This is a genomic window from Nocardia shimofusensis NBRC 100134, assembly GCF_001613125.1.
Classification (GTDB): domain Bacteria; phylum Actinomycetota; class Actinomycetes; order Mycobacteriales; family Mycobacteriaceae; genus Nocardia; species Nocardia shimofusensis.
The window spans coordinates 182,766-207,270 of the sequence record NZ_BDBT01000002.1; the positions used below are offsets into that span (position 1 = coordinate 182,766).

A 24,505-nucleotide genomic window follows, 5' to 3' on the forward strand; every position below is an offset into this window, starting at 1 on the left:
ATGCGCGCAGCGGTCATCGCCGCTCCCGGCTCGGTGAAGATCATCGACGTCCCGGAGCCCGAGGTCACCGGCGATTCGGTGCTCGTCCGCGTCGCCTACGTCGGATTGTGTGGAACGGATCTCGAATTGCTGCACGGCACCTCGCCGTATCTGCTCGACGGGCGGGCGCGCTATCCGCACTCGTTCGGTCACGAGTGGGTCGGCCTCGTCGAGACGGTGGGATCGGAAGTCGACGACATCGCTGTGGGCGAAGTCGTCACCGGCAGCACGATGCTGTACTGCCAGCATTGCGAGCAGTGCCGCGCGGGCAGGCGCAACCTGTGCGGGCGGCTGCGCGAGGTCGGGTTGTACGGACATCCCGGCGCCGCGGCCGAACTGCTCGCCGTGCCGCGGCGCGCGGTGGCATCGTTCGGACGCTGCACTCCTACCCCGGCGCACGTCCTCGTCGAGCCGATGGTCACCGTCCTCGAAGCGTTCGACGCGGCGCCCGTCCGGCCCGGTGACCGGGTCCTCGTGGTCGGCGCGGGGACGATCGGCAGCCTGGCGGTGGCGGTGCTCGCAGGCAGCAACGCGACCGTAGACATCGTCGATCCGAAGCCGCTCACCCACCTCGATCCGGGCTGTTACCGGCAGCGGCACAGCGCCTTTCCGTCGGTGACCGGGACATACGACCTCGTCGTGGAGGCATCCGGCGCGCCGGGGGCGCTCGGCGGGGCGGTCACCGCACTGCGGCCCGGCGGCACCTGTCTGCTCGTGGGGGTCGCGACCGCGCCGGAGACCATCGATCCGGCCACCATCGCGCTGTCGGGAATCCGCATCACCGGCGTCCGCCACGGCGTCGATCACTACGGGCGCGCGGTCGCGATGTTCGGCGCGCCGACGGCGACGTTCGAGGCGCTGATCGAGGGGGTCGTGCCGCTCGACAGCGCCGACGCGGCCTTCGCGATCCTCGAACACACGCGGACCCGGCCCAAGGTGGTGATCTCACTTGCGTGAATCCGCCGAGCAGACCGGACCCGCCGCCGTGCTCGTCACCGGCGCGAGCAGTGGCATCGGCCGGGCGACGGCCACGGAGATGGCGCGACGAGGGTGGCACGTCCTGGTCGGATTCCGTTCCGGACGCGACCGCGCCGAAGCGGTCGCGTGCTCGCTCGAGCGCGAGTTCGGGGTGCGCGCCCGGCCGGTGGCGATCGCACTGGACGAACCGGCCGCGGCCGTCGCGTCGCTGGACGCCGCTCTCGCGCTCGCCGACGCGTCCACGGGGCCGGTGCGGTGCCTGATCAACAATGCCGGGATCAACGACCGCACTCCCGCTCACCAGATCGAGTTCGACCGTGCGGCGCAAGTTTTCGCGGTCGACGCGTTGTCGCCGATCGCGCTCGCCTCCGCTTTCGCCCGTCGCCTCGTCGAACAGCGCCTGCCGGGAACCATCGTCAACATCACCTCGGTGCACGAGACGATCCCGATCACCGGCGGCGTCCTGTACTGCTCGGCCAAGGCCGCGCTGGGCATGGCGACCAAAGTGATGGCCCTCGAATTCGCGGCCTACGGAATCCGGGTCAACGCTGTCGCTCCCGGGGAGACCGCGACTCCGATGAACGGCATGCCCGAGGGCGCCGACGTCCACGCCGCGCATCGCCCGGCCATTCCCCTGGGACGGCCGGGGCATCCCGGCGAGATCGCCGCTGTCGCCGCCTTTCTCGCCGGTCCCGACTCCAGTTACCTCACCGGAGCCTCGCTGACGGTGGACGGCGGCCTGGTCCTCACCGCCGCCGAAGAAAACGCCCGAGCCGCAACTCGTTCGCACACCAGGAAGGAGCCGCGTCCATGAAGGCCGCGATACTGCCCACAATCGGTGCCCCCGACCTCCTGCTCCTCGGTGAGGTCCCGGATCTGCCGGTCGGACCGACCGACATCGCGGTGTCCGTCGCCGCGGCCGCCGTCAACCCCGTCGACCTCAAGACCAGGTCGGGATTCCTGAAGCTCGATCTACAGTTCCCCGCCGTTCTGGGGTGGGACGTCGCCGGGGTGGTCACCGCCGTCGGCGAGCAGGTGCGCCGGTTCGCGCCGGGCGACCGCGTCATCGGCATGATCGCCCAGCCCGCGCACCGGTACGGCACCTACGCCGAGCGGGTGGTCGCCGATCAGGAACTGTTCGCCCCCGCGCCGTCGACGGTGCCGTTGACCGAGGCCGCCGCGATCCCGCTCGCGGCGCTGACTGCCCGGCAGACCCTCGGGACGCTGTCGTTGGCGCCGGACGCGCGTGTCCTGGTCACCGGCGGTGCGGGTGCGGTCGGCCGGATCGCCGTGCAACTACTGCGGCACAGGGGGCACAGCGTCGGCGCGGTAGCCCGCGCCGGCGACGCGGACGACCTGTGCGATCTCGGCGTCGTCTGGACCGGCGCCGTGGACCGGGTCGAGGAGCGCGGCTGGGACGCCGTCGTCGACACGGCGGGCCTCGCCTCCTCGATCGCGGCTGTTCGCGACGACGGTGCGTTCGTCTCGATCGACGACAACGAACAACCCCGTCCGCAACGGGGCATCACCCCGCACAAGAGCTATGTCGACGAGAACGGCTCCGCCCTGGCCGAACTCGTCGCGATGATCGACGCCGGGCAGTTGCGGGTGCCGGTCGCCCGCTCCTATGCCCTCGCCGATGTCGCCCGGGCGCACACCGATGTCGCCGGGGGCGGCATCCGCGGAAAGGTGCTGGTGATCCCGTGACCGCGTCCTCCACATCCGGCGGCGACGTGATGCCGCCCCTCGATGCCCACCGCGTCGGAATCCGTGTCCCGGACCGGGCACTCGCCGCCGATCACCTGGCGGCGGTGGTCGGGGCAGGCGCGGTGCGACCCGACATCCGCAGCTGTGCGTCCGCGGATACCGCCACGCTTGTCCACGCCGACCCGATTGTCGGCATCGAACTGCTCGACGCCGACGGCACCGGCGAGACGGACGCGCCGCGGATGGTGGATATCGGCGCCCATCACCTGTGCTGGCGGGTCACCGATATCGAGGCCGCCGCCACCTACATCGCGGACTTGCCCGGCACGACCGTGCTCGGCGACATCATCGAGATCCCCGACGGGCCGATCGCGGGCAACCGGTGGGTCTACTACCGCACCTCCTGGGGCACGCTGTTCGAACTGCAGCAGTGGCCCGACACTCCGCCCTACACCCGGCTGACCGACGTGCGACTCGATCACACCCGGCACCGGGTCGACAGTGCGGCGCTGCCCGGATACGCCGGTGTGGACCACACCGGCTACAGCGTGCGCGACCTCGACTCCACGCTGCGATATCTCGTCGACCGGCACGGCGCCCGCATCGCCCTGCAGACCGACATCAGCGCGGGCCGCGACTTCATGCGGGCTCAGTTCGGCATCGACGTCGAGGGCAGCTCCCGGATGGCGATGCTCGTGGTGGCGGGACTGAACATCGAGCTCTTCGAGCACCACGTGGGCCCGACCCCGCCACCGCGCCGCCGCACCCAGTTCGGCGGCCACCACCTGGCTCTGCGCGGCCGGACCGACGCCGATATCGCCCACCTGATCGTCGACGCCGCCACCGAAAGCCGGCGCCCGTGAAACTCGCCGTGAATCTGCCCAACTTCGGCCCCCAGATCGATCACGACGGGATCGAGCGGTGGGCTCGCACCGCCGAAGAGTCGGGCTTCGATGCCGTCCTGTTGTCCGACCACCTCGCTCTCACCGATGACGCGAACCGTCGCTCGCCCGCACCGTTCTACGAGTGCCTGTCGACGCTCGCCTGGCTGGCCGGCCGCACCACCTCCGTCCGCCTCGGCGCCGGCGTGCTGATCGGCTCGCATCGTCATCCTGTGCACCTCGCCCGTGCCACCGCCACGATCGATCAGCTCAGCGGGGGCCGTCTGGTGGTCGGCGTCGGCGTGGGCTGGGCCGCCGAGGCGTTCGACGTCCTCGGCGTTCCGTTCGGCACACGAGGAGCCCGCACCGACGCCGTCCTCGCCACACTGCGTCAGGCATGGACCGCGGACGTGATCACCCTGCGCGGCGACCACGCCGAGCATCGCGTGCACACCCGCCCACGTCCGCTGCAACGGCCGCACCCGCCTCTGTGGATCGGCGGCAACGGCGCGCCGGCGCTGCGCCGCACCAACCGTTTCGGCACGGCATGGCACCCGCTGCATCCCTCCCGCGAGCGGTGCAGGGCGGGCGTCGCACAGCTGAACGAGGGAAAACTCTTCGTGCCACGGGTCTTCTTCCTGCCGACACCGGCCCGTGTCACCGCGCCGGGACGTCCGCTCGGCTACGGCAGTCTCGATCAGATCGCCGACGACCTGACGTTCCTGACCGGCCTCGGGGCCGACACCGTCGTTCTCGACACCGACCCGGGCAACCAGGCGTTGCGCAGGCCGCTGGATGACGACTTGGCCCTGATCCGTCTGGCGGGGGCCACCTTCGCCTCGTCCCCGTCGGCGCTGTGACCACCCACAGCGGTGACCTCACCGCACACCGTTCGCGCACCGTCGAGGTGGACGCCGTTCTGTTCGACATGGACGGCACGCTGGTGGATTCGCACGCCTCGATCCGGGAGACGTGGACCGCTTTCGCGTACCGCCATCGGCTCGATCCCGCGGTCGTGTACGCGGCGCTGCCCGGGCGAACCGCGCAGGCCATCGTCCGCGCGGTGCTGCCGTCGGCGTCGCAGGACGATGTGGACGTCGAAGTGCGGTGGATCCGTCATCGTGAACAACACACGCGAGCGGCGGTGCGTCCTATTCCCGGTGCGGCGGCGCTGGTCTCGGCACTTGCCCCGAACCGGTGGGCGGTGGTGACCGCCGCCTCCGCCACGATGATGCGCAGGCGGCTGGCCGCGGCCGGTCTGCCCGAACCCGAGCACACGGTCACCGCCGACGACCCGGTCGGCAGCAAGCCCGCGCCGGACGGGTATCTGCGGGCGGCGGCGCTGCTGTCGGTTCCGCCCACGCGCTGCGTGGTGATCGAGGACTCGACGGCCGGCCTGCTGGCGGGCCACCGTGCGGGCAGCTTCTGCATCGCGATCGGCGCCGAGGAGGGGCCCGCCGACGCCCGCGTCGACGATCTGACCGCGGTCACCGCGACCGTATCCGGCGAGCGCATCCTGCTGCGGGTCGCAGGATGAGCACTCGCACGGCCGTCGACGTCGGCGGTACCTGGCTGCGGATCCGTGTGGGCGACAGCGCGGTACTGCGCCACCCGGCGCCCAGCCGGATTCATCACCCGCACCGCGAGCCGGACGAGTTGGTGGCCTCGCTGGTGACCACGCTCGCCGAACACGCGCCGCCGGATTCCACCGTCGATGTCTCCTGTGGGGCCGCGCTGGACGAGGAACTGGGCATTGCCTATGGTTCGGGGCCGCTGTGGGGCGGGGAGCTGCCCACCAGGCTGCCGCTGCGGACCCTGCTCGAACAAGCCAGACCCGATGTGACCTGGAATCTGGTCAACGACGTCACCGCCGCACTGGCCGATGCCGTCCGACAGCTGGCGAGGCCGACGGATCGCCGCGTCGCGTATCTCACGGTGAGCAGCGGAATCGCCTTGCGCACCGCCGATTTGACGGCGTCGGTGATCGATGTCGACACCTACGGATTGCAGGGGGAGGTGGGGCATCTGCGCGCGGCCACCAGCGCGCCGGAGGCCGTGCGTTCACTGGAATGCCTGTGCGGCGGCACCGGTCACATCGCCGCACTCTGCGCGGGGCCCGCGATCCCGCGGGTCGCCGCCGCGTTGGGATTGCCGGAGCCGGCGGCGGTGGCGGCCCAGTTGAGTGCGCGCGTCGCCGCCGACGATCCGGACGCCCGCACCCTCTTGCGCACCATCGTCGAACCGATCGCGGAACTGGTGCGGACGCTGCGGACCACCGACCCCTTGCTCGATCTCGTCGTCCTCGGCGGCGGCGTCGCCGAGGGGCTGGCCGAGGTCTACGAGACGGAACTGACGGCGCAACTCGCCGAGGTCCGCTCCTACGCCGATGCCGGGCCCGCCGAGCTGAGAGTGCGAGTGTGCCGCCCCGGTCACATCGATCCGCTCGCCGGCGCCACCGCTGTGGCCATCGGCCGGCTCCCGGTACGGAAAGGACGCTTTCGATGACAGCCACACACCATGCCATCGTTCGCGACGGCTCTTGGTCGTCCCTCCGTCGCAGGCCCACCCCGCGACCGGGCCGGGGAGAGATCGTCGTCGCTCCGGAGAAGGTGTCGTTGTGCGGGACCGATATCCAGATCGTCCGCGGTGACCGCGACGATCCGTCGCCGATCGTCGGACACGAAGGGGCGGCCCGCGTCGTCGCGGTCGGCGCGGACGTCGACTCGGTGACCCCAGGTCAACGTGTCGTGATCAACCCCACCCATCCCGGCGATCCGTCCTTCCTGCTCGGCCACAATGTCGACGGGCTGTTCCAACAGCGCGTACTCATCGGGGCATCGGCAGTGCGCGCCGGACTCGTCGCCCCGATCGGCGAGTCGATCTCGTCGGCGCGCGCGACCCTCATCGAACCCTGGGCGGTGGTGCGGTACGCGCTGCACGCGATGGCCGCTACCCGGCCGGACACCCTGCTCGTGATCGGCGACGGGCTGATCGGCAACCTCGCCGCATATCTGGCGCCTCGGGTCTTCGGCAGCGAGGCGCGAACGGTCGTGCTGCACCGCACCGAGGAAGGGCGTTCGTGGACAGCGGGTTTCGCCCCCTCCGTCCACGGCCGAGCTCTCGACAGCACCTGGCAGAACGACTGCGGGGACGCGGTGGCACTGCTGGTGTCCACCCACCGGGATGCCACCGCGTCGGCTGTCGACCGCGCCGTGGAACGACTCGGGTCGCGGCTCGTCGCAGTACATCCGATCGGCGGCGTCCCGGCCGGATCGGTATGCCGGACGCTCCCCGGCGTCGACCTGGCGGGCGTCCGGGCGGCAAACACCGGCGGCCCGTGGCCACCGGCGGCGGTGCGTTTCAGCAGCGGCGAGCGGCAGATCGTGTGCACCGGCAATCGCGGTGTCACGACACAGCGGCTGCGCACGGCCGCCGACGAACTGGCCGCCGAGGCCGCCGATGTCGATTCGCTGCTCACCCACGATGTCGGCCTGACAGTCGGTGTCGAGGTGATGAACGCGCTGTGCGCCGAACGGCGCCGCACTGTCGACGATCGACGGGTAATGCGCCTGGTGGTCACCATGAACCCCGAGCTGGTCCGCGATTGAACGTGACCTCGCCCGGCCCGTCGGAGCCGGACAGATCTCCGACGTTCAGAAGACTGCCCGGCGAAAAGGTCGGGTCTCCGTAGGCATCCTCATCGATCACCTACCGACCTGAGCGCAGCCGGCCGAACAATCGCAGCAGGTTTTCGGAAGCGCGGTTCCATCGCCGCTCAGAGGATGGCGACATGAGATTTCGTTTCGACGGACACGCCGCCGCCTTGATCGCGGTGGGCGTACTGAACGCGATGCCCGCCCTGGGCGTGGTGTCGGTGCAGCGGATGCGCGAGGCCTACGGGCTCGATGCGGTGGACGAGAACGTCGGCCTGCTGCTGCGGCACCGCGCGGTGTTGTTCGGGGTGCTCGGCATCGGTCTGATCGTCGGGGCCCGGCGGCCGCGCTGGCGAGAGCCTGCGATCGCGGCCAACGCGGTGAGCCTGGTGAGTTTCCCTGCGCTCGCCGCCGCCACACAGTCCGTCGATCCGCAGCTGACCCGGGTGGCGGCTATCGATGTCGCCGCCGCGGCGCTGCTGGGTGGTGTATGGCTGTCGATCCGCCGCTCTCAGCGTCGCGGCGCACGCTGACGTCGACGCCGCGTGCCGATGTCGGGAATGATGGCTGGTATGGATGCCGGTTCGACGGGTCCGAAGATCTGGCTGTGGCCCGAGCAGGCTGTCTACGTCGGGCCCGCGCTGCCTCTCGACCCGCACGCCACCGCTGTGGACTGCTATGCCCTCGGTATCGACGCACCGTTCGTCCTCACGATCGGCCGATCGCGGCTGCGGCTGCGCAGCACGCTGATCCCGGCCCGCACCCACCACCATATCGACGCAGGCACGAGCCGAATGCTGTTCTTCTACAACCTCGCTCCCGCGCACAGTCCGGCCCGCCCGCAACTGCGCGCGCTGCTCACTCACCTGACCGGCCCACCGGACCCGTCGACCCTGCGCGACCTCATCGTCGGCGGCGTCCCGGCCGCCCCACCCGATCCCCGCGTCCACAGCGTCATCCGCACCCTCTTCGCCGACCCGGCGGCCCCTCACTCCGCCGCCGACGCCGCTGCCGCCGTCGGCCTGTCACCATCGCGATTCCTGCACCTGTTCACCGAGCACACCGGAACGAGTTTCCGCCGCTACCGCATGTGGGCGCGGCTGGTGCGCTTCGGCGAATGCGTGGCAGAAGGCAGCGATTTCACCCGCGCCGCCGCCGACGCCGGCTTCGCCTCCCCGAGCCACTTCAGCGACACCTTCCGCGCCGTCTTCGGCATCACGGCATCCACACTGCTCGCCCAGGGCGCCGACATCGCGCCGGCACCCGTGGACAGCACGAGCCGAGATGTACCCGCCGACATCACCTGAAAGGCAGCAGTCCTTATCCTCACAGCTGCCTTGCTGACGTGCCCCGGCGACGGCGATCAGGAGCGGCGCGACTACCCGCAACCAACGGCTCCGCCGCACCGACGACACCTCCGGATGCGCGCTCGACATGGCTATCGTCCCGCCCAGACTGCTCCGTCGACGTAGCGTGGGAATCATGACCGAGCCGCCGCGAACCCAGGTGCACAACGAGCGGACCATCTACGACGGAAAGCCATGGCTCACCGTCACCGAGAACGAGATCACCACTCCCGACGGCGTGCGCCGGTCCCACCATGCGGTTCGCCTGAACACCGTGGCGACGGTGACCACGGTCGACGAGCACGGACGCGCTCTGCTCATGCGGCGACATCGCTGGGTCGTCGAATCGGTCGGACTGGAATCGCCGGGCGGAATCGTCGAGCCCGACGAAGACCCCCTGACGTGTGCGCGACGAGAACTGCTCGAGGAGACCGGGTTCGAAGCCGGACACCTCGACCTGGTGGCCGATATCGAACCCGTACCGGGCATGGTGCAGACCCGCCATTTCGTCTACGTGGGACACGACGCACGCCAGGTCGCATCGCCCACCGATCTGGAAGAAGCCGCCGAACTTCTGTGGATTCCGTTGAGTGCCACAGCAGACCTGCTCGCCGCAGGAAGGTTCCTCGGCACCGGCACCGCGATCGGAATGATGGCCGCGGCCACTCGTTACGGAGGCCGCGCGAGGGCCGACTCACCCGGACAGCAAGCCGTGCCCGCGTACGATCCGACATGAACTGAACACCCTCGGCACGGTATGTCCGTCGGCAATCCGAATTCCCCGGAACCGATGCCGACGGCCCTGGCTCTGTGCAATTCACGGCCCCGGCGGGAGGCAGAAGCGCTCAGCCGACGAAGGATCAGCCCTGCCGCAGGTACTCCTTCACCGCGATCACGGCAACTCGACGGGTCTCGGTGCAGCCGAAGCCGGTGACCCTGATCATCTCGATCCACTGCTCGGTCTCACCGTTGTGGTCGACGACCGGGAACGGCCGATCGGCGCCCGCCTTGATTTCGATCATGCAGTAGTCCTTGTCGCCGGATTCCTCGGTGGCGTCGACGCCCACGATGCGCAGTCGGCGCATATGCGACTGAACGTGGTTCGCCACGTCCTCCGGCTTGTGCATGAAAGTAATATTGAACCGATTGATGTCTGTCGGAACATGCTCGAAGCCGAGCCTGTAGTCGCAATTGAACGGGCTCGCGCCGACGCGGATCTTCTGCTCCGGCTCGTACGCGGTGTTCAGCGCAGCGCACGGGTCGAGTTGCCAGGCCCGGGTGTCAGGCATACGCGTCGATTCCGAACGCTTCGGCCGAGTCGCCAGCAGCGGCTCGGAGGCTGTCACGATCTGGCGCAACTGGGTGCACAGGTCCGCGTCCGGTGAACCACTGATCGAGTAACTGAAGATACGTTTTTTCTCGTAACGCACGGTGATGTAGCACCGTTCGCCCATGTCGAGGACATACGCGGTACGGTTACCGACCTTGATCTCCTGTCCCTCCGCGGCCGACGACAGCTTAACGGAGACACTGTCTACGCGGTTGACGGTTGTGGTGTGGTCGAACCGCACGACACATTCGTCGGGTTCGTGATCCGCTCCGAAATAACGCGGCGCGCCGACCGAGGCGATGATCGCGGGCTCGTCGAGCATGCCGCACGGGTCGAGTTGCCGCACATGGTCGACCATTCTCAGAGCTTCGTTCGCGGCGGCGCGATCAGGCCCCAACGACGCTCGATACCCGGCACCCTCGGGGATCGCGAGCCCCTCCACCGCGCACCCCGATGTAAGCAGAACAGCGGCAAGCGCGACCACGACTCGTTTGCCGATCATCGGTTCGCTCCGAACACTTCGAGTGCGGTGGGAATCATCGCGCGGGTTATCTCGCAGCTTCCCGACAACTGCCCTACCGGCTGGACGTGTTTCTGTTCGGGCAGATCATGATCGAACGCCGACCCGACCGAGAATCGGAAAGTACACCTGGGGTCAGTAGGCATTTTCGTGTCTTCCTGGACCAGCACCAGGTAACCCGCGATGGTCTCGGCCTGCTCAAAGTCAAAGGGCGCCCTCGCGGCACGAGGAGAGGTGAGGTAGAACTTCATGTGGATGATGTTCTTCCCACTCCAGAATTCACAGTCGTAGGGATCGGTGGTGACGTCGAAGCGTTCGGCAGGAACATCGGCGGGCAAATGCTCGAGAAGCTCACAGGGACTCCGGTCGGCCAGAGCGAGCTGCGTCGGCGATTGACTTCGTCGCGGCACTCGGTCTTCGACGAAGGCCGTCAGGATGCGGGCGATCGTCTCCCGTAGAACCCCGCAATTGCCACCCGTGGAGGCGGGGAAACCACTGGCGGAGATCGACAGGTACGGCGTCGGTGGCACTTCGACGATGTCAGGCACGGCGGTCGGCTCGCTCGACGGCTCCGTGGCGCCGAATTCCATCGGCACCTTGTAGCCGCACCCGTAATGGGAAGTCCTGACCACGGTCTGTCCAGCGATGGTCACCGTTTCCTCATCCGGGTTCGGCTCGTAACTGACCAGGTCCAGCTGGACGTCAGCACCCGCTGGGCTGCCCGGAACATCGATTCTGACCACGCAGTCGGACAGCTTGTCGTAGGGCCCGGCCGACCGGAGCGTGCCGAACCGGGCGAACTGCCCTGGATCGAGCAATGCGCACGGGTCCACCGAACGCACCTGCGCGGCCACCTCCAACTTCGCATAATCCGCAGTCGGCACCGGTCGCCCGAAAGTGGTGACCGTCTCTGCCTCAGGAGCTTTCGGCGGTGTCCAGGGCTCGGATTCGGCAGCCGAGCATCCCACTGCCGTGAACGACACCGCCAAGACCAGCACGAGACGCGCTGCCACAGACATGATTGATCGATCCCCCTCGACTTCCCGTGCAGATCGCCGGGCCAGGCCGGCTGTTGTGCCCCCGATCGGGCGAGTCGAGTATGCCAAGCATGCGAACCGGAGCGGACGCCGCCCGTCGCGGCTCCACGATCGACGCTCGCGATCTCGCTGGATTCGCGGCGTCACAAGGGAACAGGGCAAAGTCGGATGCCGATTCGATCAGCCCGGGGAACCGCCAGGTGCCCTACCGCGTCCTATATGTTGACTGTGCTGTCGAATCCAGGGAGGGGACATGCACACCACCGCCACCGCCGCACGCACCGCCATCGCCGCCGCCGCGATTCTCGGCCTGGTCACCGCGTGCGGGGATCTCGGCCTCAGCAGTACCGAGCCCGGCACGCCCACCGCCGCAACACCCGTGATGGACGACCTGCTCGACCCCTGCACCGACATCCCTGACGAATGGCTCATCGAACTCGGGCTCGACCCGTCCACCGAGCAGAACATCGTCAACCCGGACAAGATCTCGTCGTGGCGGATCTGCGGATGGGAGCCTTCGGTCTTCAGCTACCGCATGGATCTGCTGTCCAGCAGCCACACCATCGACGAAACCCGCAAGAATCCCGACATCGAGATACTGCGCGAGATCACCGTAGGAACCCGGCAAGGACTCCTGAACAGAAGCAAGGTCGAAGACGGTCGATCGTGCTATGTCAATCTGCCCGCCGAGCAGGGCATGTTCGCAATCGCCGTCAGCTGGTTCGACAACAGGCCCATCGAGGAAGCCTGCGACCTCACGATCGAGCATGCCACCACCCTCGAACCGCACCTACCGAAATAGACGAACACTTCCTGGGGGGACGACATGGCCGACACAGAATCACACCTCAAGACCTGGCAGAACTTCAAAGAACAGGCCATTAACGGCGAGTTCAGAATGGACACCGAGATCGGCCAAGCCTTGTACAACCGTTGCGAAGAACTCCGTAAGCAACTGTTGCGTATGAGAAGCAACGCCGAGCGATTGCGCTACCTAGCCGGCTACGGTGGCCTCCCCTCCGCCATCGACCTGAGAGTGAAATTCGAACAGAAGGCGACCGGCGGAGGCCTACACGACCCCAACGACAACGCCCTCGCCCGCATCGACCAGCACATCGAAATCGTCACCACCATGCGCGACGCCTACCAAGCCGCCATCGGACAGCTCCAGGCCGTCGACGAGGAGTCCAGCCGCAAGCTGACCGACCAGGGTGACGAAATCAACTGAGCAAGCGCGTTCTTCACGCATTCACCTCCGTTCGCCCGAGCGCCGCACCCGACCAGCCGCCGCTCAACATATGGGCAGGTGCCAGCGTGTCAGTGCCCGGCACCCCGCGCCGAACTCCTCCACATCGCCCACCGCCCTGCCTGCGACCAAGTCCAGGTCGAACGCATCGTCCGACTGACCGGTCACCGCCGCGATCATCTGTCGGGCAGTAGACCGGATGGCCGTCTTTTCGCCGGTAACCGTCCAACGATCCACCGCAGGCACATGGATAAGCCAGCCCGAACCACAGCAGTGGACTTTCACGTAGTACTCGCGGACAGTCACGGCTGCCTCGTCGATTGCACCCAGGATTCGCCGATGCAGGGCAATCCGGTCATGGCAAGTGCTTCGGTGAGAGTCACCGGGGGCGGGGGTTCGGTCGGCACCCCGCCCCCGGGACGTTCGGGTGAGTCCGCCCAGTCGCGTAGCGCCGCGGCGTAGCGCTCGAGGACCAGGCGAGGCACGGCGTTGTATGGGGCGCGTGCACGGGGGAACGGTCGGCGTCGGGGCAGCGCCTCCCGCGCAGCGTCGTTCGACCCATGGTCGATTTCACTGACGGTATAGAGAGGTTGAGCACGAAGTTGCACGGACAGGACGGTACGAGCGTTACCGGCGGGTAATCGGAACTGGCAGTTCGGGTCGGTTCCGGCGATCAAGTCAGACCGGTAGACCGATGCGCAGGGCGAGCTGCGACGCCTGTGTTGCAACGGACCCACGACCGCGCTGCACCACCGATCGCAGGACTGTGTGCGCACTGCTTCGGTACCGAAGATCCTCCGGCGCTTGCCGTTCAACGGCGGCGATCAAAGCAAGGGCCCGGGGAAGGTCGCGCCGCTGTTCGTAGCCTTTGGCTTGGTCGATCAGGAAGGCGACCCTCCTCTCGATCGACGGCGATCGGCCGAGGTCCACCCCTTCGGCAATACGCAACCCCTCGACCGCTTCACCGGCCTCGATCTCGACTCCAACCGCGTACATCGCGACATTGGTCGGGCCGAATGCGGTCCATAATGCGTTGCATTCACCGGTACTCGCTGCCAGCGGGGCGGCCTGACGGATCCGTTCCCGCGCAGTCCAAGGGTCGTTGTTTCGCGCGGCTGCTATAGCTTCGACAAGCATCAGAGCTCCGCAGAGGGCGTTTGCTCTGGCATCTCCTCCGTGCTGGAGCGGCTGAAGACCAGCGGCGGCTTCGGCAGCCAAGTCCTGTGCCGCTTCGGGGGTTTCGCCGGCGAGGAGGACCTGAGCCATATTCCACTGCGCGGCGGCTGTCCGCAGCGCGTCCGCGCTCTCTTCGGCATATCTGAGCGCGCGGTCAGCAGCTAGCAAGGAAAGATCGAGGCGACCAACGCGTTTGGCTACGGTCCGCAGCAGGCAGTAGAGATCGGATGCGCACAACTGCACCGGACTGTCAGGATGCGCCCGCACTGCTCGCATCGTCGTCTCCACGTCGACGATCAGTGCAGGCAGGCATGCCGTCAGATGGCTGTAGCGGTGCGGCGACATCTGCCACGTGCGCCAGGCATCCTCGACCCGTCGGCGCAACTCCGCCGGATCCACCGGCCTCGCGCTGCGCTCGATCGGGCTCGTGAGCGCACGGCACAGCACCTCACCCGCCGCTGTCCTGCTCGGTCGGACATCAGGCTCCGCCTCCTTGCCGATCAGCTGACCGACCGGAACTCTCAGCACCTCGGCCAACAGGGTCAGCACCGCGATCGTAGGAACCTTCTGGCCACGCTCGATCTGGTACAGGTAGTCTGGCGTGATTCCGGCGAGGCCCGCCACAACCGCTTTCGTTCGCCGGGATGCTTGGCGGTAGAACTGGACTCGTTCCCCGATCTGCCGCGCCAAGCTGTCACTCATGTGTTGCCCCTCGATCCCGATCGTCATCCATGACCTGTCGGAAGAACCGTCGACTCGCCCTCCACCGGCCGACTCGCTGGCACACTGTCGACCATGCCCCCCGTCGACGCCGGTCGCATCATACGACCCCTTCTCGTGCTCTGGGATATAGACCACACGCTCATCGAGTCCCGCGGCGTCGGCCTCGCGATCTACCGGCGTGCGTTCCTGAGCGCGTTCGGAAAACCTCTCGGCGAGCTGGCGGAGGTGGCCGGACGGACAGAGCTCGACATCATGGCTGAAACGTTGCGCATCAACGGGATACGACCCGACGTCACCGCTCTGAAAGTTCTGGCCACGGAGCTGATCGATGGATACGAGAAGGCTCGCGCGGAGCTGGCGAGCACAGGCCGGCCGCTACCTGGAGCGAGGGAATCCGTCGAAATGCTTGCCTCTCGGGCCGGCGTCCACCAAGCGGTGCTGACCGGGAACCTGCGACAAGTGGCGCGCATCAAGCTCGAGGTCTTCGACCTGCACACCCATCTCGACCTGGGGGCAAGTGCCTACGGGGACGACCATCGCGAACGATCCCGACTGGTGACCATTGCACAGGAACGCGCATCGGCACGGTATGAATCTACCTTCGGAGTTGGGGATATCGTCCTTGTCGGAGACACCCCGAACGATGTCGCGGCGGCACAGACGGCCGGGGTGCGAGTGGTCGCGGTGGCGAGCGGCAAAAGCAGCGTCGCGGAGCTGCGCGCTGCCGGCGCGGGGGCCGTCGTTTCCGACCTCACCGATTCTGCACGTGTCTGTCATTTGATCCAGGGCGAGCTCAACGATAGTTGATTTCCCGGAGAGCCGATTCGACCGCGACCACGACGGATGGGACCGCAGTCACCAGGATGCCGAAGATGCGCACCCGCTGTTTCCACTTCGCCACATGCTCGGCTTCGGCGCTCAGCTCAGCCTCCATCAAGTCATCGGAACCACGACTGGTTTCGCCGTGTGTTGAGCTCGATCAACTCCTCCTCGGTGAGCTCCTCCTCCCGCGCCATCCGTGGCTTCAGCGACTGCTGATGAGGTCGTTCGGAGGCATCATCGATAGAGTCGATGATCGCAGCAATGCGCGGATCGGCACTGATCTCGGCAATCCGATCACGGACGTTTGCCCGCGCGACTTCGAGAGCTTCACCCGCCAGCCTCGTAATCAGGTCACCGAGTTCGGCCCCATACGGAGTGACCGTGTCGTCGATTCGCACAGCCTTCAACGTCCCATCAGCAACAACGTCGACAGCGACGCCGTACCGGGCGACTGTTGCCTTATCGCTCAGCAGTGCCTTTCGAGCCTGTCCCATACGGCTCGTGATCGGATCCACGCCACTGCGCTCCGACTGCATCTGTTGGCCCCCATCTCTGTACAGATCGGGTGTTAGCCTATCCGCAAGTACGCCGGGGAGGGGAACGATGAGCGACGAACTGTACGTCGACCAAGCTGCCATCGAAGGAATGATCGGGGTTCTCACGACCTCGCAGCAGACGCTCGACACCATCCCGACACAGAGCTTCTTCCGTGCCATTGAAACAGCCTTGCCCGGCTCTGGCTTGGGTCACTCCTACATGAAGGCCGGCTGGCGCGCCGGAGCGAGCGCACGCGGGGTGGGTGGCCAACTCGAGGAGATCAACAATGCAGCCGTGGCCAGCTTGAACGAATACAAAGAGCAGCAACAGCGGCAGGCGACGAGCACCGAAGACCTTGCGGACACGGAAGTGATGAGAGAGGCCGGACAGAGATGAGTTGGATGCCTCCGACAAAATCTCAGGTCCGCCAATGGAATTTCGATTCTCTGATCGAGCAAGGCAGCGAATGGAGCCGAGCGGCGCAGACCGTAGCCGATCAACACGCCGTCATCAGCAGGCAGTTGGCCGACTCGCCCGGTTTTTGGCGGGGCTCCGCAGGCGATGCGATGCGCGTGAAGAGCGAAGAGGCCAAGTCGTCGTTGTCGAAGGTGGTCGAGGCGCTCGAAAATGCGGGACCAGCAACATCCCAGGCCGTCCACGCTTTGGGCTATGCCAAATCGGCTGCAGTAAACACTATCCAAGCGGCCGAGGACGAGCGGTACACCGTCGATGAAACCGGTTTCGTCACCTATGACGTGTCCGTGCTGGCTTGGATGATCGAGGAAAAAGGCCTCGCAATGCACGTAGCTCAGGCAATTCTGAAACAGGGCGCACGACTACATCAGGAGGCGATCGTCAAGGCCCTGCGAGAAGCCGGTGATGCCACGGCGTCTGCGCGTGAGGCTATCGGTCGAATATTCGCAGATGTCCCCATACCTCCCGATGCGGAACTCGATGCGATCATCAACAACTACCAGGTCGAGCCCGATCCGGAAGGGCTGGTCGATTGGCCGGACGGCGATCTGCTGGAACAGCTACGAAAGATCCCTTGGCTCGGCGAGAATATTCCGCAGGAGAAGGTGACTGTGAGCGAAGCCGCCATGCTCGATCGCTTGAGCCTACTCGACCAGGCAAAGTTCTTCATGATTCAAAAAGACGCCAAGGCTGCTTGCGAGGAACTCTATCCCGATACCTACATCAACCGGGACGGGGATGAGGTGAAGGACACTCAGGACAACCATGCCGACGCCTTCCGCCATGCCTACTGGAACGCCCGTATGACTCAGGAATTCGGCGAAGAGTGGACCACAGAATATGCCTCGAAACACGAAGGCAGAGCCGACAATGCCGCTGTTCGCGAGGCAATGGACCTCTACAATAACGAACTCGGCCGCAAGATCGCCACAGCCAATCCCGACGCGAGCCCAGAGGAACTACAGGACCTTGTCAAAGATGCTGTCGACAACGGCGATACAGTGATCATCGACGAGAGCCAGAAGCTGAACTGGACAAACCAAGTGACGCCCGACCAAGATGTGAATTCGGATGCGTATGACGACAACCGGGAAAAGCTGTACCTTCCCGGTGCGCCGACATCGGATAACCGGCCATCGCCCAAATGAGTCCCCACGACGAGGGACGAGAGGATCCGCGCAAGTCATGATCGGAAATATTGTAGGCCGCTTGGTCGGCACGGCGGCCTGGATTGCGCTTGTCGCAGCTTCTGCAGCGTGCGGCCTTCCCTTCGGTGGTGACCGGATAACGATCGTCGATGAGCCGCCGGCCTTCGCGGCAGCGTTCGACCGACTGTGCGATGGCTCCGGGGTGACGCAATTAGGTGATGTGATCGCGAACTCTGGTGTCGCTATTGGCGATTGGGACCGCTGGTACAGCTTCTCCGGCCCTTTCTCCGAGGAGAAAGCCAATGCTACGCTTGGGGTTGACGATGCCACCTGGGATGGTTACACCGATGACGAGCATGTGAAGACCGAAATCTTCGTGCGCGAAGGTCGTGTCGTGTACGCATTCACGAACTACATGCGAGCCGGACACAGCTTCGATCCCACTGTGAATTACGGGAATTACGCCACTCCCGACTCGATCGTAACGTCGCAGCTGCATACGGGAACGCTGGTCGGAGAACCGGACATTTGCCGTGCAGAAGTCCGGGGCGTGGAATAGTCGGGCAAGCCTGTGTAGAAGCCGCCGAAGCATGTTCGTGTGCCATCCATTTCGGCGATGATGACACCACCGCCCTCATGGGTGCACTGGGACTCGGTCACCGCGCCGGCGCGACCAGCCGAAGCGGTGATCGCGACGAGTGCGCCCAAGGCGGCGAGAACCAACCTGATCAGCATAAACCTCAAGATTCATCCTTCCACCTGGTCGAGTAGTCATCGGAAACGCGGTCTCCACTGTCCGCCGGCCGCCATCGCCGGAGAGCCTCGGCCACCCGCACGAGGACTGCGGGCGACACCCGAGGAACCGGCTTCGGCCGAGCTGATCTCGGTATGCGCTGCGGCAGCATGGTTCTCCTCAATCGTTGTCATGATCGGTCCTGGGCGCGACGGAGAAACTCGAGCGCCGTTCGCTTTCGCGGGCACGGCGGCTCACAGGCTTCGTGGATGACGACGATCCCGTTCGCCTGCGCCGCATCAATCTGCAGAACGGTGGCGTCCTCACACCCCTCTCCCACGGGACGATTCCGACCAACCGAAAGGAAATTGAGGTGCGACTTCCCATTGCCCTGCTCGGAGCAGTAGCGATGTCGATGACCCTGGCCCTCACAGGATGCCGGGCAAACGATTCCGAACCCAGCGCTGCCACCTGCCCATCACAGGTTTTCGACCTCCAGAGCACCGAAACACCACTCGGACCTCCCAAGGAGTTGATCAGAGTCTTCAACCAAGCCGTGGACCAGCAAGTCCCGGTTACGACCCTGGCCGAGATGACGAGCAGCGCCGGATGGTCATCCAACTGGGACCGAGTAATCTTCATAGCCTCCGCCATGACGGATGCACACCTGAAGAGAGAGTCCGGGACGGACCTCACATTGGCATGCTTCGATGGACTGCCGGGGCGAAGCAGCAACTCCGATCTTGTCAGCCCACACGCCACCGTGTTCCTGTCTGATGGCAAGCCTGTGCAGGCCGTCTGGTGGTCGGGACAGAATCCCAGCCTGGACTTCGGCGGGCAAAGCTTCCTGACCCCGGAAACGGTATTCCGCTACAACCCGAATCGTCGTGTCATGGAGGCCGAATAGAAGCGACGCGAACCACGTCGGGAGGTATGGCCGCACAGCCCGGTGGGACTTCGGTTCATGCCGCGCCGGGCCCCACGACCGGCGATGCATTCCGCCCCTCCATAGTCGGTGACGACAGACCGAGATCCGCACATGAATCCGGCGACGACAGAAATCGTTGCTCGAGCCGCAGCCGCTGTTCACATCGACGCGACAGACAGTATTCCGCTTCGGGTCGGCACCCATGCGACATTTCAGCTGGCCGACGGAATCGTGGCTCGTATCGGCCGACTGGTCGCCGAACGTGAATTGAGGGTATCCGCATGGCTCACCCGGTTCGGCATCCCACTGTCGAAGCCGCGGAGCTGGATCAACCGATCGTCATCGACCACAGACCGGTCACTTGGTGGCGCTTCACCCCCGATCATCGCCCGCCACCCCGACAGAACTGGCGATCGTCCTCCGCCGCCTCCACTCACTCCCGACGGTGGTCAGATCGCACGCAGCAAATCGGGAGGAAACACCATCCTGCCCGCGGCCGACATTCCGATGCCGAAGGGAAACTGATATGCGCGTCGTCCTTGCAGCCGCGATAGCAGCGTCGACGCTGTTCTGCACTGCGGCATGCAGTACCACCACTGTCGAGCCGAAGACCGCACCGTGCCCATCGGAGATCTTCGATCTCGGGAATCGTGCAGAACCGCTGGGATCTTCCGATTCACTGATCGATGCGTTCGACGCCGCCGCCGCGCATCAGATCGAAACGACCACGATGTTGGATATGACTCGTAGCGCGGGCTGGTCAGAGGAATGGGATCAGGTGATCTACATCGGCGCGCTGACCACCGACGAGGCACTGAAGCGGAAGGTGTCCCCGGACCTTCATCTGGCATGCTTCACGAATCGGCCACCGAAGAGTCCCGATCCCGACCAGCCCAGTCCGCACACGACGGTCTTCATGGCGGCGGGCAAGCCGGTTCAGGCTGTCTGGTGGAGGGACAGGGAGCCGAGTCTGAGGTTCGGCAAACGTGATTTCCTACTACCGGCGACGGTTATCCGATACAACCGGACGACGGGAACGATGACAGCGGAGTAGGCCTCGAGGTGCAGGACTGCGTGCTCTTGCACCGACGAATCCGGACCGCGAACCCGGCATGCCCTCGCATCCGAATTCCCCGCCCCATAGGCTTGCGCCGTGGTTTCCGAGCGGGTGGTGGTAGACGGACGTTTCGAGTTGCTCGAACCGCTCGGCAGCGGCGGCATGGGCACGGTGTGGCGGGCCTACGACGTGGCACTGCATCGCGAGGTCGCGCTGAAGGAGGTGCGGCCCGCCGATCCGGAGAGTTCCGCAGGAGCGCCCGGCGTGCAGCGGGAACGGGTGCTGCGCGAGGCGCGCGCGCTGGCGCGGATCGGTCACCCGAATGTGGTGGCGGTGCATCACATCGTCGAATCACCGCCGCCGGGGCATCCGTGGATCGTCATGGAACTGGTGCGCGGGCGTTCGCTGTCGGATCGACTCGCCGACGGACCGATCTCGCCCGAGGAGGCGGCACTGATCGGGCGCGGCATTCTGGCGGGCCTGCGCGCCGCCCATCAGGTCGGGGTGCTGCATCGCGACATCAAACCCGCCAATGCGCTGCTGCGCGAGGATGGTTCGCCCGTGCTCACCGATTTCGGTATCGCCGCGCTGCACGACGCCACCGGCCTCACCGGCACCGGGAACCTGGTGGGTTCGCTCGACTACATCGCCCCGGAGCGGCTGGCCGGGCAGGAGGGCAACCCGGCCTCCGATCTGTGGTCGCTGGGGCTGCTGCTGTTCGTCGCGGTCGAGGGCTATCACCCGATGCGTCGCGACACCACGGTCGCCACCCTGGCGGCGGTTCTGCAGGGCACTGTTCCCGCCCCGCGGCGGGCCGGGCCCTTGGCCCCGGTGTTGGGGGCGGTGCTGGTGCCGCAGCCGGAGCGCAGGCCCTCGACCGAGGAACTGGACCTGATGCTGACCCAGGTGATCACCGCCCCGGGGGGATCGTGGCCGTCTCCCGCGGTGTCGGGGCCGAATCCGGCCGTACCCGGCGCGCACACGACTGATTCCGGCCCGCCGCGGTCCGGGCCGTATCCCGTCGTGCCGGGGCCGTACTCCGCGGAGTCGGGCCCGCGTCCGCAATCGACCTGGCCGGAGTCGACTCCCTATCCGGCCGTCTCCGGATACGCCTCGCCCGGATACGCCGCACCTGCGGGAGGGCATCCGTCCGGGCCACCCGGATATGCCGCGCCCGCACCCTATCCAGGCCCCTCGCGGCGTAGCGCCCTGACGCCCGTTGCCCGAGTAGGGCTGGCCGCCGCGGCGGCGCTCACCGTCGCCGCCATCGTCACCGCGGTGGTTGTGCTGCGTCCCGGCACAGGGCAGACCTCGGCCACCGGGACGGCCACGACCACCGGGGCGACGACCGTGCCGAGTGGTCCCGGGACGACGGGGACGAGCCCCACCAAGGGCGCGCAGATCACCGCCGCCGACTCGACCACCGCCGATCTGCTCACCCCCGACGGGGTGCGCGCCGCCGTGGCGGCACTGGGACAACTGGCGGGCGGGACCGAGTTCACCGAGTTCACCGTCTACCCGAACTACGCCAACGCCAGTGCGCCGCTGGCGACGCAGCCCGGCCTGTACGACGAGTACAGCTATCGCAACGGAGTCGCGACCCGTGAGGGCGCGGGCGGTGAACTCGACGACGACGATGTGACCATCCGCCTCGACAGCATCGATTGGAACGTCCTGCCCGCCCTGTTCGCCACCGCGAACGCTGAACTCGGCGTGCCGAATCCGACGCTGCGCTACCTGATCGTCGAACCCGCCTGGACCTTCAACGACGGCAAACCGACCTTGCTGGTGTACCTCACCGACGACTACGGCGGTGCCTATCTCGCCGCGAACCTCGACGGTTCCATCGTCACCATGTACCCCCGAGGCCGCTGAGCCGACCACCCCCAACCATGAATGCGCCTATCACAGCATCGTGATCCTCGACGGAATGAGGTGCCGATCCCTCGTCACAACGAAGTTCGGGAGATCACTGCGCGTGCCGTCGCCCCGGAATCATTCGCTCTCCGTATCGAATGGCCGGAGGATATCGCCCGGAGTTTTCGCACCCGGCTATTCGACGACGCCAGGCACAGGATCGGCCTTGATCTTGGCGGACAGTTCCCCACCGTACTCTTCCATGTTGGCCTGCATAATCGGTTCGAGAAAAGCAGAGTTGGCGGTTTTTCCGGAGAACAGGGAATCCCACGTTTCGCTGCCACCAGCCACCAGGCTCGCGGCCTGTTGCATCTCTGCGCCCAGCTCGCCAGATGCTGCCAGCTGGCTCAGCTGCTGGGCCTCTTCGGCCGATGTCACGTTTGCCTGGGCAACCCGTTGCGTTTCCTCACGCAACTTGCCGATCTCCGATTTGAGGTCCGCGAGAATGGACTCGTACTGACCACTTCTGTCAACTGCTGCCATGGTTGAACCTTACTACTCGAACCAGCTAAACCTGCGGCGGTGTCGGCAACGACTCTCGACTGAACTCCGAAACTCCCGAGATGAAAAGGTTGACGATCGAGCGCAGCAGGGTGAAGAACACATTCACCGCTGTTATCACGCCCTTGTACAGTTTGATGGCTTCCCATCCTTTTTGGGCCAGATACGCCTGACCATAGAGCGGGATCGAAGCCTTCGTGAATGCGGCGGCGATGACACTGACAATCAACACGAAAGCGTCGGTAATGTTCTGCGCCAGATTCACCGCCTGCTCAGCGGCATCGTCGAGAGCCTGAGCCACTTTCCGCATGACCGACTCGAGGTTCTCGAATTTCGTCTTCCATGCACCGAAATGAGCTTCGGCAGAAGTCGCCGCGTTGCCTTTCCATGTTTTCGAGATCGAAGTCTGACCACTGGCCAGATTCGCGTTCACGTCATCGATCAACTCGGCGAGCATGCGCCAGGCGTCGGCTTGCCGCGAGGCCTTCACAGTATCTCCGGCAAGGAGTTTCGCGACTTCTTCACGCGGATCGGACGCACCCAGGAGCACGATAAGATCACATACTCGGTCCCACAGGATGCCGAAGGAAACCGTCGGAATTCCCTTTGCGCGACTACTCGGATCTTTCAAGTGAGCCGTGGGCCCCGATAAATCGTCGAATCCGTCCGCTACGCTGTCGTCAGCGACGGTCACAGATATTCCGGCGTCGAGATCGGCAAATGATCTCGCGAAGTTTATGTCTGCGTTGATGTACTCTTCAGCCGATATCTCCAAGGCCCTCTTGGCCTTGTCCATGTTCTCGTTGCTCGCCAGCAATACGACATGGAGTGCGGGCACGATCTTTTCGTAGTCACCCTTGAGGAGATTCATGATGCGCCCGAAGTCCGCGTCGTTTATATTTCTGACCGCGAAGTTGTGTGCCTCGAAGAGATGCGTGCCGGATCGTCCGGCTTGCGCGGCCCAGCCACGAAGGTCGGCGATCTCGACGGTGAACTCAGACACCTATCCCCCTAAAGAAAGCGATTTGAAATCAGCCGGAAATTCTTCCGTGAACAATCAATAGGACCACGTTGGCGAGGATGATTCCGACTGACCCCAGCCATTGGAGTCGCCAATTGCTACGCATGACAACAAATGTCCCGACGATACCCAGAGCTCCCGCTATACAGTAACCAAATTTCCACCCGGCTTCCGCCGAGTTCAACGCGACCACGATCGTGAACGTCGACAGAAGAACTGCCCCCACAATCAGCTCACGACGTGCCAAACCTTCAGCCAGCAACGCACCAAATCTGGTCATGTGCCCCCTCAAAACACCCTACGCAGAGCTTATGCGACCGAGGCGTACCGGGCAAACAGTGCCAGGCCTCGGTCACCGAGTCAGAAGGCCGCTTTCGTATCTGTGAGATCTTGTGCAGCAGATCAGATCTGGCAGGTGGTGCTCGGGTTCAGCAACCAGCAGAGAACCGTCCCGGGCCCCATGAGGGCGTCGGCCGAGCCGGTACCTTCGGTGGCGATCGGTGCGGTTGCGGCGGGGGCAGGCGCGAAGTCGAGGGTCGGCGGAGCCGCCGAAGCGCCTGCACCGCCGGCCACCAGGGCCACACCGACCGCGACGGCGCGGAGGGAGGCGCGAACGAAGTTGCGAGACAATAGCTTTGTCATGTATGGATTCCTCACGCGAGAAGCAGAGCGGATGCGGCGCCCTTCGCTAGCACCCACGTTGCTGTCGTTGAGCAACTTCCAGCGTTAGA

The 24,505-nt window shown here is 65.7% G+C and carries 31 protein-coding genes; 21 read left to right on the forward strand and 10 right to left on the reverse strand.

Annotation, left to right across the window (positions count from 1 at the left end; translation table 11 throughout):
- The 11 genes from NS3_RS03095 to NS3_RS03145 all read left to right on the forward strand — a co-directional run bounded on the left by NS3_RS03095 (position 1) and on the right by NS3_RS03145 (position 9,340).
- A complete protein-coding gene (locus tag NS3_RS03095) occupies positions 1-996 on the forward strand; it encodes a zinc-dependent alcohol dehydrogenase (protein ID WP_067853151.1) in 996 nt (331 codons plus the stop codon).
- Positions 989-1,831 (forward strand): SDR family oxidoreductase, encoded by an 843-nt coding sequence (locus NS3_RS03100; protein WP_174550429.1) that lies wholly within the window; start codon positions 989-991, stop codon positions 1,829-1,831. The genes NS3_RS03095 and NS3_RS03100 overlap by 8 nt, the downstream gene beginning before the upstream one ends.
- Complete coding sequence (locus NS3_RS03105; protein ID WP_067853154.1) at positions 1,828-2,724, forward strand: NADP-dependent oxidoreductase; 897 nt, start codon at positions 1,828-1,830, stop codon at positions 2,722-2,724. The genes NS3_RS03100 and NS3_RS03105 overlap by 4 nt, the downstream gene beginning before the upstream one ends.
- Positions 2,721-3,587: a VOC family protein gene (locus tag NS3_RS03110; protein ID WP_067853156.1), complete on the forward strand. Its 867-nt coding sequence runs from the start codon at positions 2,721-2,723 to the stop codon at positions 3,585-3,587. Before NS3_RS03105 ends, NS3_RS03110 begins: the two co-directional genes overlap by 4 nt.
- Positions 3,584-4,465 (forward strand): TIGR03619 family F420-dependent LLM class oxidoreductase, encoded by an 882-nt coding sequence (locus NS3_RS03115; RefSeq protein ID WP_067853159.1) that lies wholly within the window; start codon positions 3,584-3,586, stop codon positions 4,463-4,465. The genes NS3_RS03110 and NS3_RS03115 overlap by 4 nt, the downstream gene beginning before the upstream one ends.
- Positions 4,462-5,142 (forward strand): HAD family hydrolase, encoded by a 681-nt coding sequence (locus NS3_RS03120; protein WP_067853162.1) that lies wholly within the window; start codon positions 4,462-4,464, stop codon positions 5,140-5,142. Before NS3_RS03115 ends, NS3_RS03120 begins: the two co-directional genes overlap by 4 nt.
- Positions 5,139-6,110, forward strand: coding sequence for an ROK family protein (locus NS3_RS03125; protein WP_067853165.1), 972 nt, complete (start codon positions 5,139-5,141; stop codon positions 6,108-6,110). The genes NS3_RS03120 and NS3_RS03125 overlap by 4 nt, the downstream gene beginning before the upstream one ends.
- A complete protein-coding gene (locus tag NS3_RS03130) occupies positions 6,107-7,213 on the forward strand; it encodes an MDR/zinc-dependent alcohol dehydrogenase-like family protein (protein ID WP_067853168.1) in 1,107 nt (368 codons plus the stop codon). The genes NS3_RS03125 and NS3_RS03130 overlap by 4 nt, the downstream gene beginning before the upstream one ends.
- Before the next feature lie 182 nt (positions 7,214-7,395).
- Entirely contained in the window at positions 7,396-7,791 is a 396-nt protein-coding gene (locus NS3_RS03135) for a hypothetical protein (protein ID WP_067853171.1), read from the forward strand.
- A gap of 39 nt (positions 7,792-7,830) precedes the next feature.
- Positions 7,831-8,565 carry a helix-turn-helix domain-containing protein gene (locus tag NS3_RS03140; RefSeq protein ID WP_067853174.1) on the forward strand — a complete coding sequence of 245 codons (735 nt, stop codon included), beginning with the start codon at positions 7,831-7,833 and terminating at the stop codon, positions 8,563-8,565.
- A 175-nt stretch (positions 8,566-8,740) separates the two neighbouring features.
- Complete coding sequence (locus NS3_RS03145) at positions 8,741-9,340, forward strand: NUDIX hydrolase (protein ID WP_067853177.1); 600 nt, start codon at positions 8,741-8,743, stop codon at positions 9,338-9,340.
- 124 nt (positions 9,341-9,464) lie between these two features.
- Here NS3_RS03145 and NS3_RS03150 read toward each other — a convergent pair whose 3' ends face one another.
- Both NS3_RS03150 and NS3_RS03155 read right to left on the reverse strand, forming a co-directional pair.
- Positions 9,465-10,436: a hypothetical protein gene (locus NS3_RS03150; RefSeq protein WP_157101138.1), complete on the reverse strand. Its 972-nt coding sequence runs from the start codon at positions 10,434-10,436 to the stop codon at positions 9,465-9,467.
- Positions 10,433-11,473 carry a hypothetical protein gene (locus NS3_RS03155; RefSeq protein WP_157101139.1) on the reverse strand — a complete coding sequence of 347 codons (1,041 nt, stop codon included), beginning with the start codon at positions 11,471-11,473 and terminating at the stop codon, positions 10,433-10,435. Before NS3_RS03155 ends, NS3_RS03150 begins: the two co-directional genes overlap by 4 nt.
- Before the next feature lie 271 nt (positions 11,474-11,744).
- On the opposite strand from NS3_RS03155, the gene NS3_RS03160 reads away from it, so the two are divergent.
- Positions 11,745-12,293: a DUF3558 domain-containing protein gene (locus NS3_RS03160; RefSeq protein ID WP_067853187.1), complete on the forward strand. Its 549-nt coding sequence runs from the start codon at positions 11,745-11,747 to the stop codon at positions 12,291-12,293.
- A 24-nt stretch (positions 12,294-12,317) separates the two neighbouring features.
- Entirely contained in the window at positions 12,318-12,719 is a 402-nt protein-coding gene (locus tag NS3_RS03165) for a hypothetical protein (RefSeq protein WP_067853190.1), read from the forward strand.
- A 63-nt stretch (positions 12,720-12,782) separates the two neighbouring features.
- On the opposite strand, the gene NS3_RS03170 is transcribed toward NS3_RS03165, so the two are convergent.
- The gene (locus NS3_RS03170) at positions 12,783-13,043 is read right to left on the reverse strand and encodes a hypothetical protein (RefSeq protein ID WP_067853192.1); all 261 of its coding nucleotides are present in this window, start codon (positions 13,041-13,043) and stop codon (positions 12,783-12,785) included.
- 372 nt (positions 13,044-13,415) lie between these two features.
- Complete coding sequence (locus NS3_RS03175) at positions 13,416-14,615, reverse strand: helix-turn-helix domain-containing protein (protein ID WP_067853585.1); 1,200 nt, start codon at positions 14,613-14,615, stop codon at positions 13,416-13,418.
- Between the two features lie 93 nt (positions 14,616-14,708).
- Between NS3_RS03175 and NS3_RS03180 the strand changes: the two genes are divergently transcribed.
- Positions 14,709-15,443, forward strand: a complete 735-nt coding sequence (locus NS3_RS03180) for an HAD family hydrolase (protein WP_067853194.1) — start codon at positions 14,709-14,711, stop codon at positions 15,441-15,443.
- On the opposite strand, the gene NS3_RS28835 is transcribed toward NS3_RS03180, so the two are convergent.
- A complete protein-coding gene (locus NS3_RS28835; protein WP_157101140.1) occupies positions 15,430-15,570 on the reverse strand; it encodes a hypothetical protein in 141 nt (46 codons plus the stop codon). The genes NS3_RS03180 and NS3_RS28835 overlap by 14 nt on opposite strands.
- Before the next feature lie 4 nt (positions 15,571-15,574).
- Positions 15,575-15,973, reverse strand: coding sequence for a globin family protein (locus tag NS3_RS03185; RefSeq protein WP_157101141.1), 399 nt, complete (start codon positions 15,971-15,973; stop codon positions 15,575-15,577).
- Between the two features lie 88 nt (positions 15,974-16,061).
- Here NS3_RS03185 and NS3_RS03190 point away from each other — a divergent pair, with 88 nt between their 5' ends.
- From NS3_RS03190 to NS3_RS03215, 7 genes are all read left to right on the forward strand, one after another.
- Positions 16,062-16,391, forward strand: coding sequence for a hypothetical protein (locus tag NS3_RS03190; protein ID WP_157101142.1), 330 nt, complete (start codon positions 16,062-16,064; stop codon positions 16,389-16,391).
- Positions 16,388-17,617: a WXG100 family type VII secretion target gene (locus NS3_RS03195; protein WP_157101143.1), complete on the forward strand. Its 1,230-nt coding sequence runs from the start codon at positions 16,388-16,390 to the stop codon at positions 17,615-17,617. Before NS3_RS03190 ends, NS3_RS03195 begins: the two co-directional genes overlap by 4 nt.
- A 37-nt stretch (positions 17,618-17,654) precedes the next feature.
- Complete coding sequence (locus tag NS3_RS28840) at positions 17,655-18,176, forward strand: hypothetical protein (protein WP_157101144.1); 522 nt, start codon at positions 17,655-17,657, stop codon at positions 18,174-18,176.
- 439 nt (positions 18,177-18,615) lie between these two features.
- Complete coding sequence (locus tag NS3_RS28845) at positions 18,616-19,257, forward strand: hypothetical protein (RefSeq protein WP_157101145.1); 642 nt, start codon at positions 18,616-18,618, stop codon at positions 19,255-19,257.
- Positions 19,258-19,389: 132 nt separating this feature from the next.
- A complete protein-coding gene (locus NS3_RS28850) occupies positions 19,390-19,803 on the forward strand; it encodes a hypothetical protein (protein ID WP_157101146.1) in 414 nt (137 codons plus the stop codon).
- A gap of 1 nt (position 19,804) precedes the next feature.
- Positions 19,805-20,332, forward strand: coding sequence for a hypothetical protein (locus NS3_RS03210; protein WP_067853215.1), 528 nt, complete (start codon positions 19,805-19,807; stop codon positions 20,330-20,332).
- Between the two features lie 99 nt (positions 20,333-20,431).
- Complete coding sequence (locus NS3_RS03215; protein ID WP_067853218.1) at positions 20,432-22,210, forward strand: serine/threonine-protein kinase; 1,779 nt, start codon at positions 20,432-20,434, stop codon at positions 22,208-22,210.
- Between the two features lie 177 nt (positions 22,211-22,387).
- Here NS3_RS03215 and NS3_RS03220 read toward each other — a convergent pair whose 3' ends face one another.
- From NS3_RS03220 to NS3_RS03230, 4 genes are all read right to left on the reverse strand, one after another.
- Positions 22,388-22,735: a hypothetical protein gene (locus tag NS3_RS03220; RefSeq protein ID WP_067853221.1), complete on the reverse strand. Its 348-nt coding sequence runs from the start codon at positions 22,733-22,735 to the stop codon at positions 22,388-22,390.
- Positions 22,736-22,760: 25 nt separating this feature from the next.
- Positions 22,761-23,756 (reverse strand): WXG100 family type VII secretion target, encoded by a 996-nt coding sequence (locus NS3_RS03225; protein WP_067853224.1) that lies wholly within the window; start codon positions 23,754-23,756, stop codon positions 22,761-22,763.
- A gap of 28 nt (positions 23,757-23,784) precedes the next feature.
- Positions 23,785-24,054, reverse strand: a complete 270-nt coding sequence (locus tag NS3_RS28855) for a hypothetical protein (RefSeq protein ID WP_157101147.1) — start codon at positions 24,052-24,054, stop codon at positions 23,785-23,787.
- Positions 24,055-24,176: 122 nt separating this feature from the next.
- Positions 24,177-24,416 carry a hypothetical protein gene (locus tag NS3_RS03230; protein ID WP_157101148.1) on the reverse strand — a complete coding sequence of 80 codons (240 nt, stop codon included), beginning with the start codon at positions 24,414-24,416 and terminating at the stop codon, positions 24,177-24,179.
- Positions 24,417-24,505 lie beyond the last annotated feature (89 nt).

Coding starts and splice junctions, on each gene's coding strand:
- NS3_RS28855 (WP_157101147.1), bottom strand. CDS start 24,054: ATGACCAGATTTGGTGCGTTGCTGGCTGAAGGTTTGGCACGTCGTGAG.
- NS3_RS03150 (WP_157101138.1), bottom strand. CDS start 10,436: ATGATCGGCAAACGAGTCGTGGTCGCGCTTGCCGCTGTTCTGCTTACA.
- NS3_RS03230 (WP_157101148.1), bottom strand. CDS start 24,416: ATGACAAAGCTATTGTCTCGCAACTTCGTTCGCGCCTCCCTCCGCGCC.
- NS3_RS03180 (WP_067853194.1), top strand. CDS start 14,709: ATGCCCCCCGTCGACGCCGGTCGCATCATACGACCCCTTCTCGTGCTC.
- NS3_RS03105 (WP_067853154.1), top strand. CDS start 1,828: ATGAAGGCCGCGATACTGCCCACAATCGGTGCCCCCGACCTCCTGCTC.
- NS3_RS03155 (WP_157101139.1), bottom strand. CDS start 11,473: ATGTCTGTGGCAGCGCGTCTCGTGCTGGTCTTGGCGGTGTCGTTCACG.
- NS3_RS03190 (WP_157101142.1), top strand. CDS start 16,062: ATGAGCGACGAACTGTACGTCGACCAAGCTGCCATCGAAGGAATGATC.
- NS3_RS03135 (WP_067853171.1), top strand. CDS start 7,396: ATGAGATTTCGTTTCGACGGACACGCCGCCGCCTTGATCGCGGTGGGC.
- NS3_RS03160 (WP_067853187.1), top strand. CDS start 11,745: ATGCACACCACCGCCACCGCCGCACGCACCGCCATCGCCGCCGCCGCG.
- NS3_RS03210 (WP_067853215.1), top strand. CDS start 19,805: ATGCGCGTCGTCCTTGCAGCCGCGATAGCAGCGTCGACGCTGTTCTGC.
- NS3_RS28835 (WP_157101140.1), bottom strand. CDS start 15,570: ATGGAGGCTGAGCTGAGCGCCGAAGCCGAGCATGTGGCGAAGTGGAAA.
- NS3_RS28850 (WP_157101146.1), top strand. CDS start 19,390: ATGAATCCGGCGACGACAGAAATCGTTGCTCGAGCCGCAGCCGCTGTT.
- NS3_RS03140 (WP_067853174.1), top strand. CDS start 7,831: ATGGATGCCGGTTCGACGGGTCCGAAGATCTGGCTGTGGCCCGAGCAG.
- NS3_RS03175 (WP_067853585.1), bottom strand. CDS start 14,615: ATGAGTGACAGCTTGGCGCGGCAGATCGGGGAACGAGTCCAGTTCTAC.
- NS3_RS03125 (WP_067853165.1), top strand. CDS start 5,139: ATGAGCACTCGCACGGCCGTCGACGTCGGCGGTACCTGGCTGCGGATC.
- NS3_RS28840 (WP_157101144.1), top strand. CDS start 17,655: ATGATCGGAAATATTGTAGGCCGCTTGGTCGGCACGGCGGCCTGGATT.
- NS3_RS03095 (WP_067853151.1), top strand. CDS start 1: ATGCGCGCAGCGGTCATCGCCGCTCCCGGCTCGGTGAAGATCATCGAC.
- NS3_RS03195 (WP_157101143.1), top strand. CDS start 16,388: ATGAGTTGGATGCCTCCGACAAAATCTCAGGTCCGCCAATGGAATTTC.
- NS3_RS03145 (WP_067853177.1), top strand. CDS start 8,741: ATGACCGAGCCGCCGCGAACCCAGGTGCACAACGAGCGGACCATCTAC.
- NS3_RS03220 (WP_067853221.1), bottom strand. CDS start 22,735: ATGGCAGCAGTTGACAGAAGTGGTCAGTACGAGTCCATTCTCGCGGAC.
- NS3_RS03165 (WP_067853190.1), top strand. CDS start 12,318: ATGGCCGACACAGAATCACACCTCAAGACCTGGCAGAACTTCAAAGAA.
- NS3_RS03130 (WP_067853168.1), top strand. CDS start 6,107: ATGACAGCCACACACCATGCCATCGTTCGCGACGGCTCTTGGTCGTCC.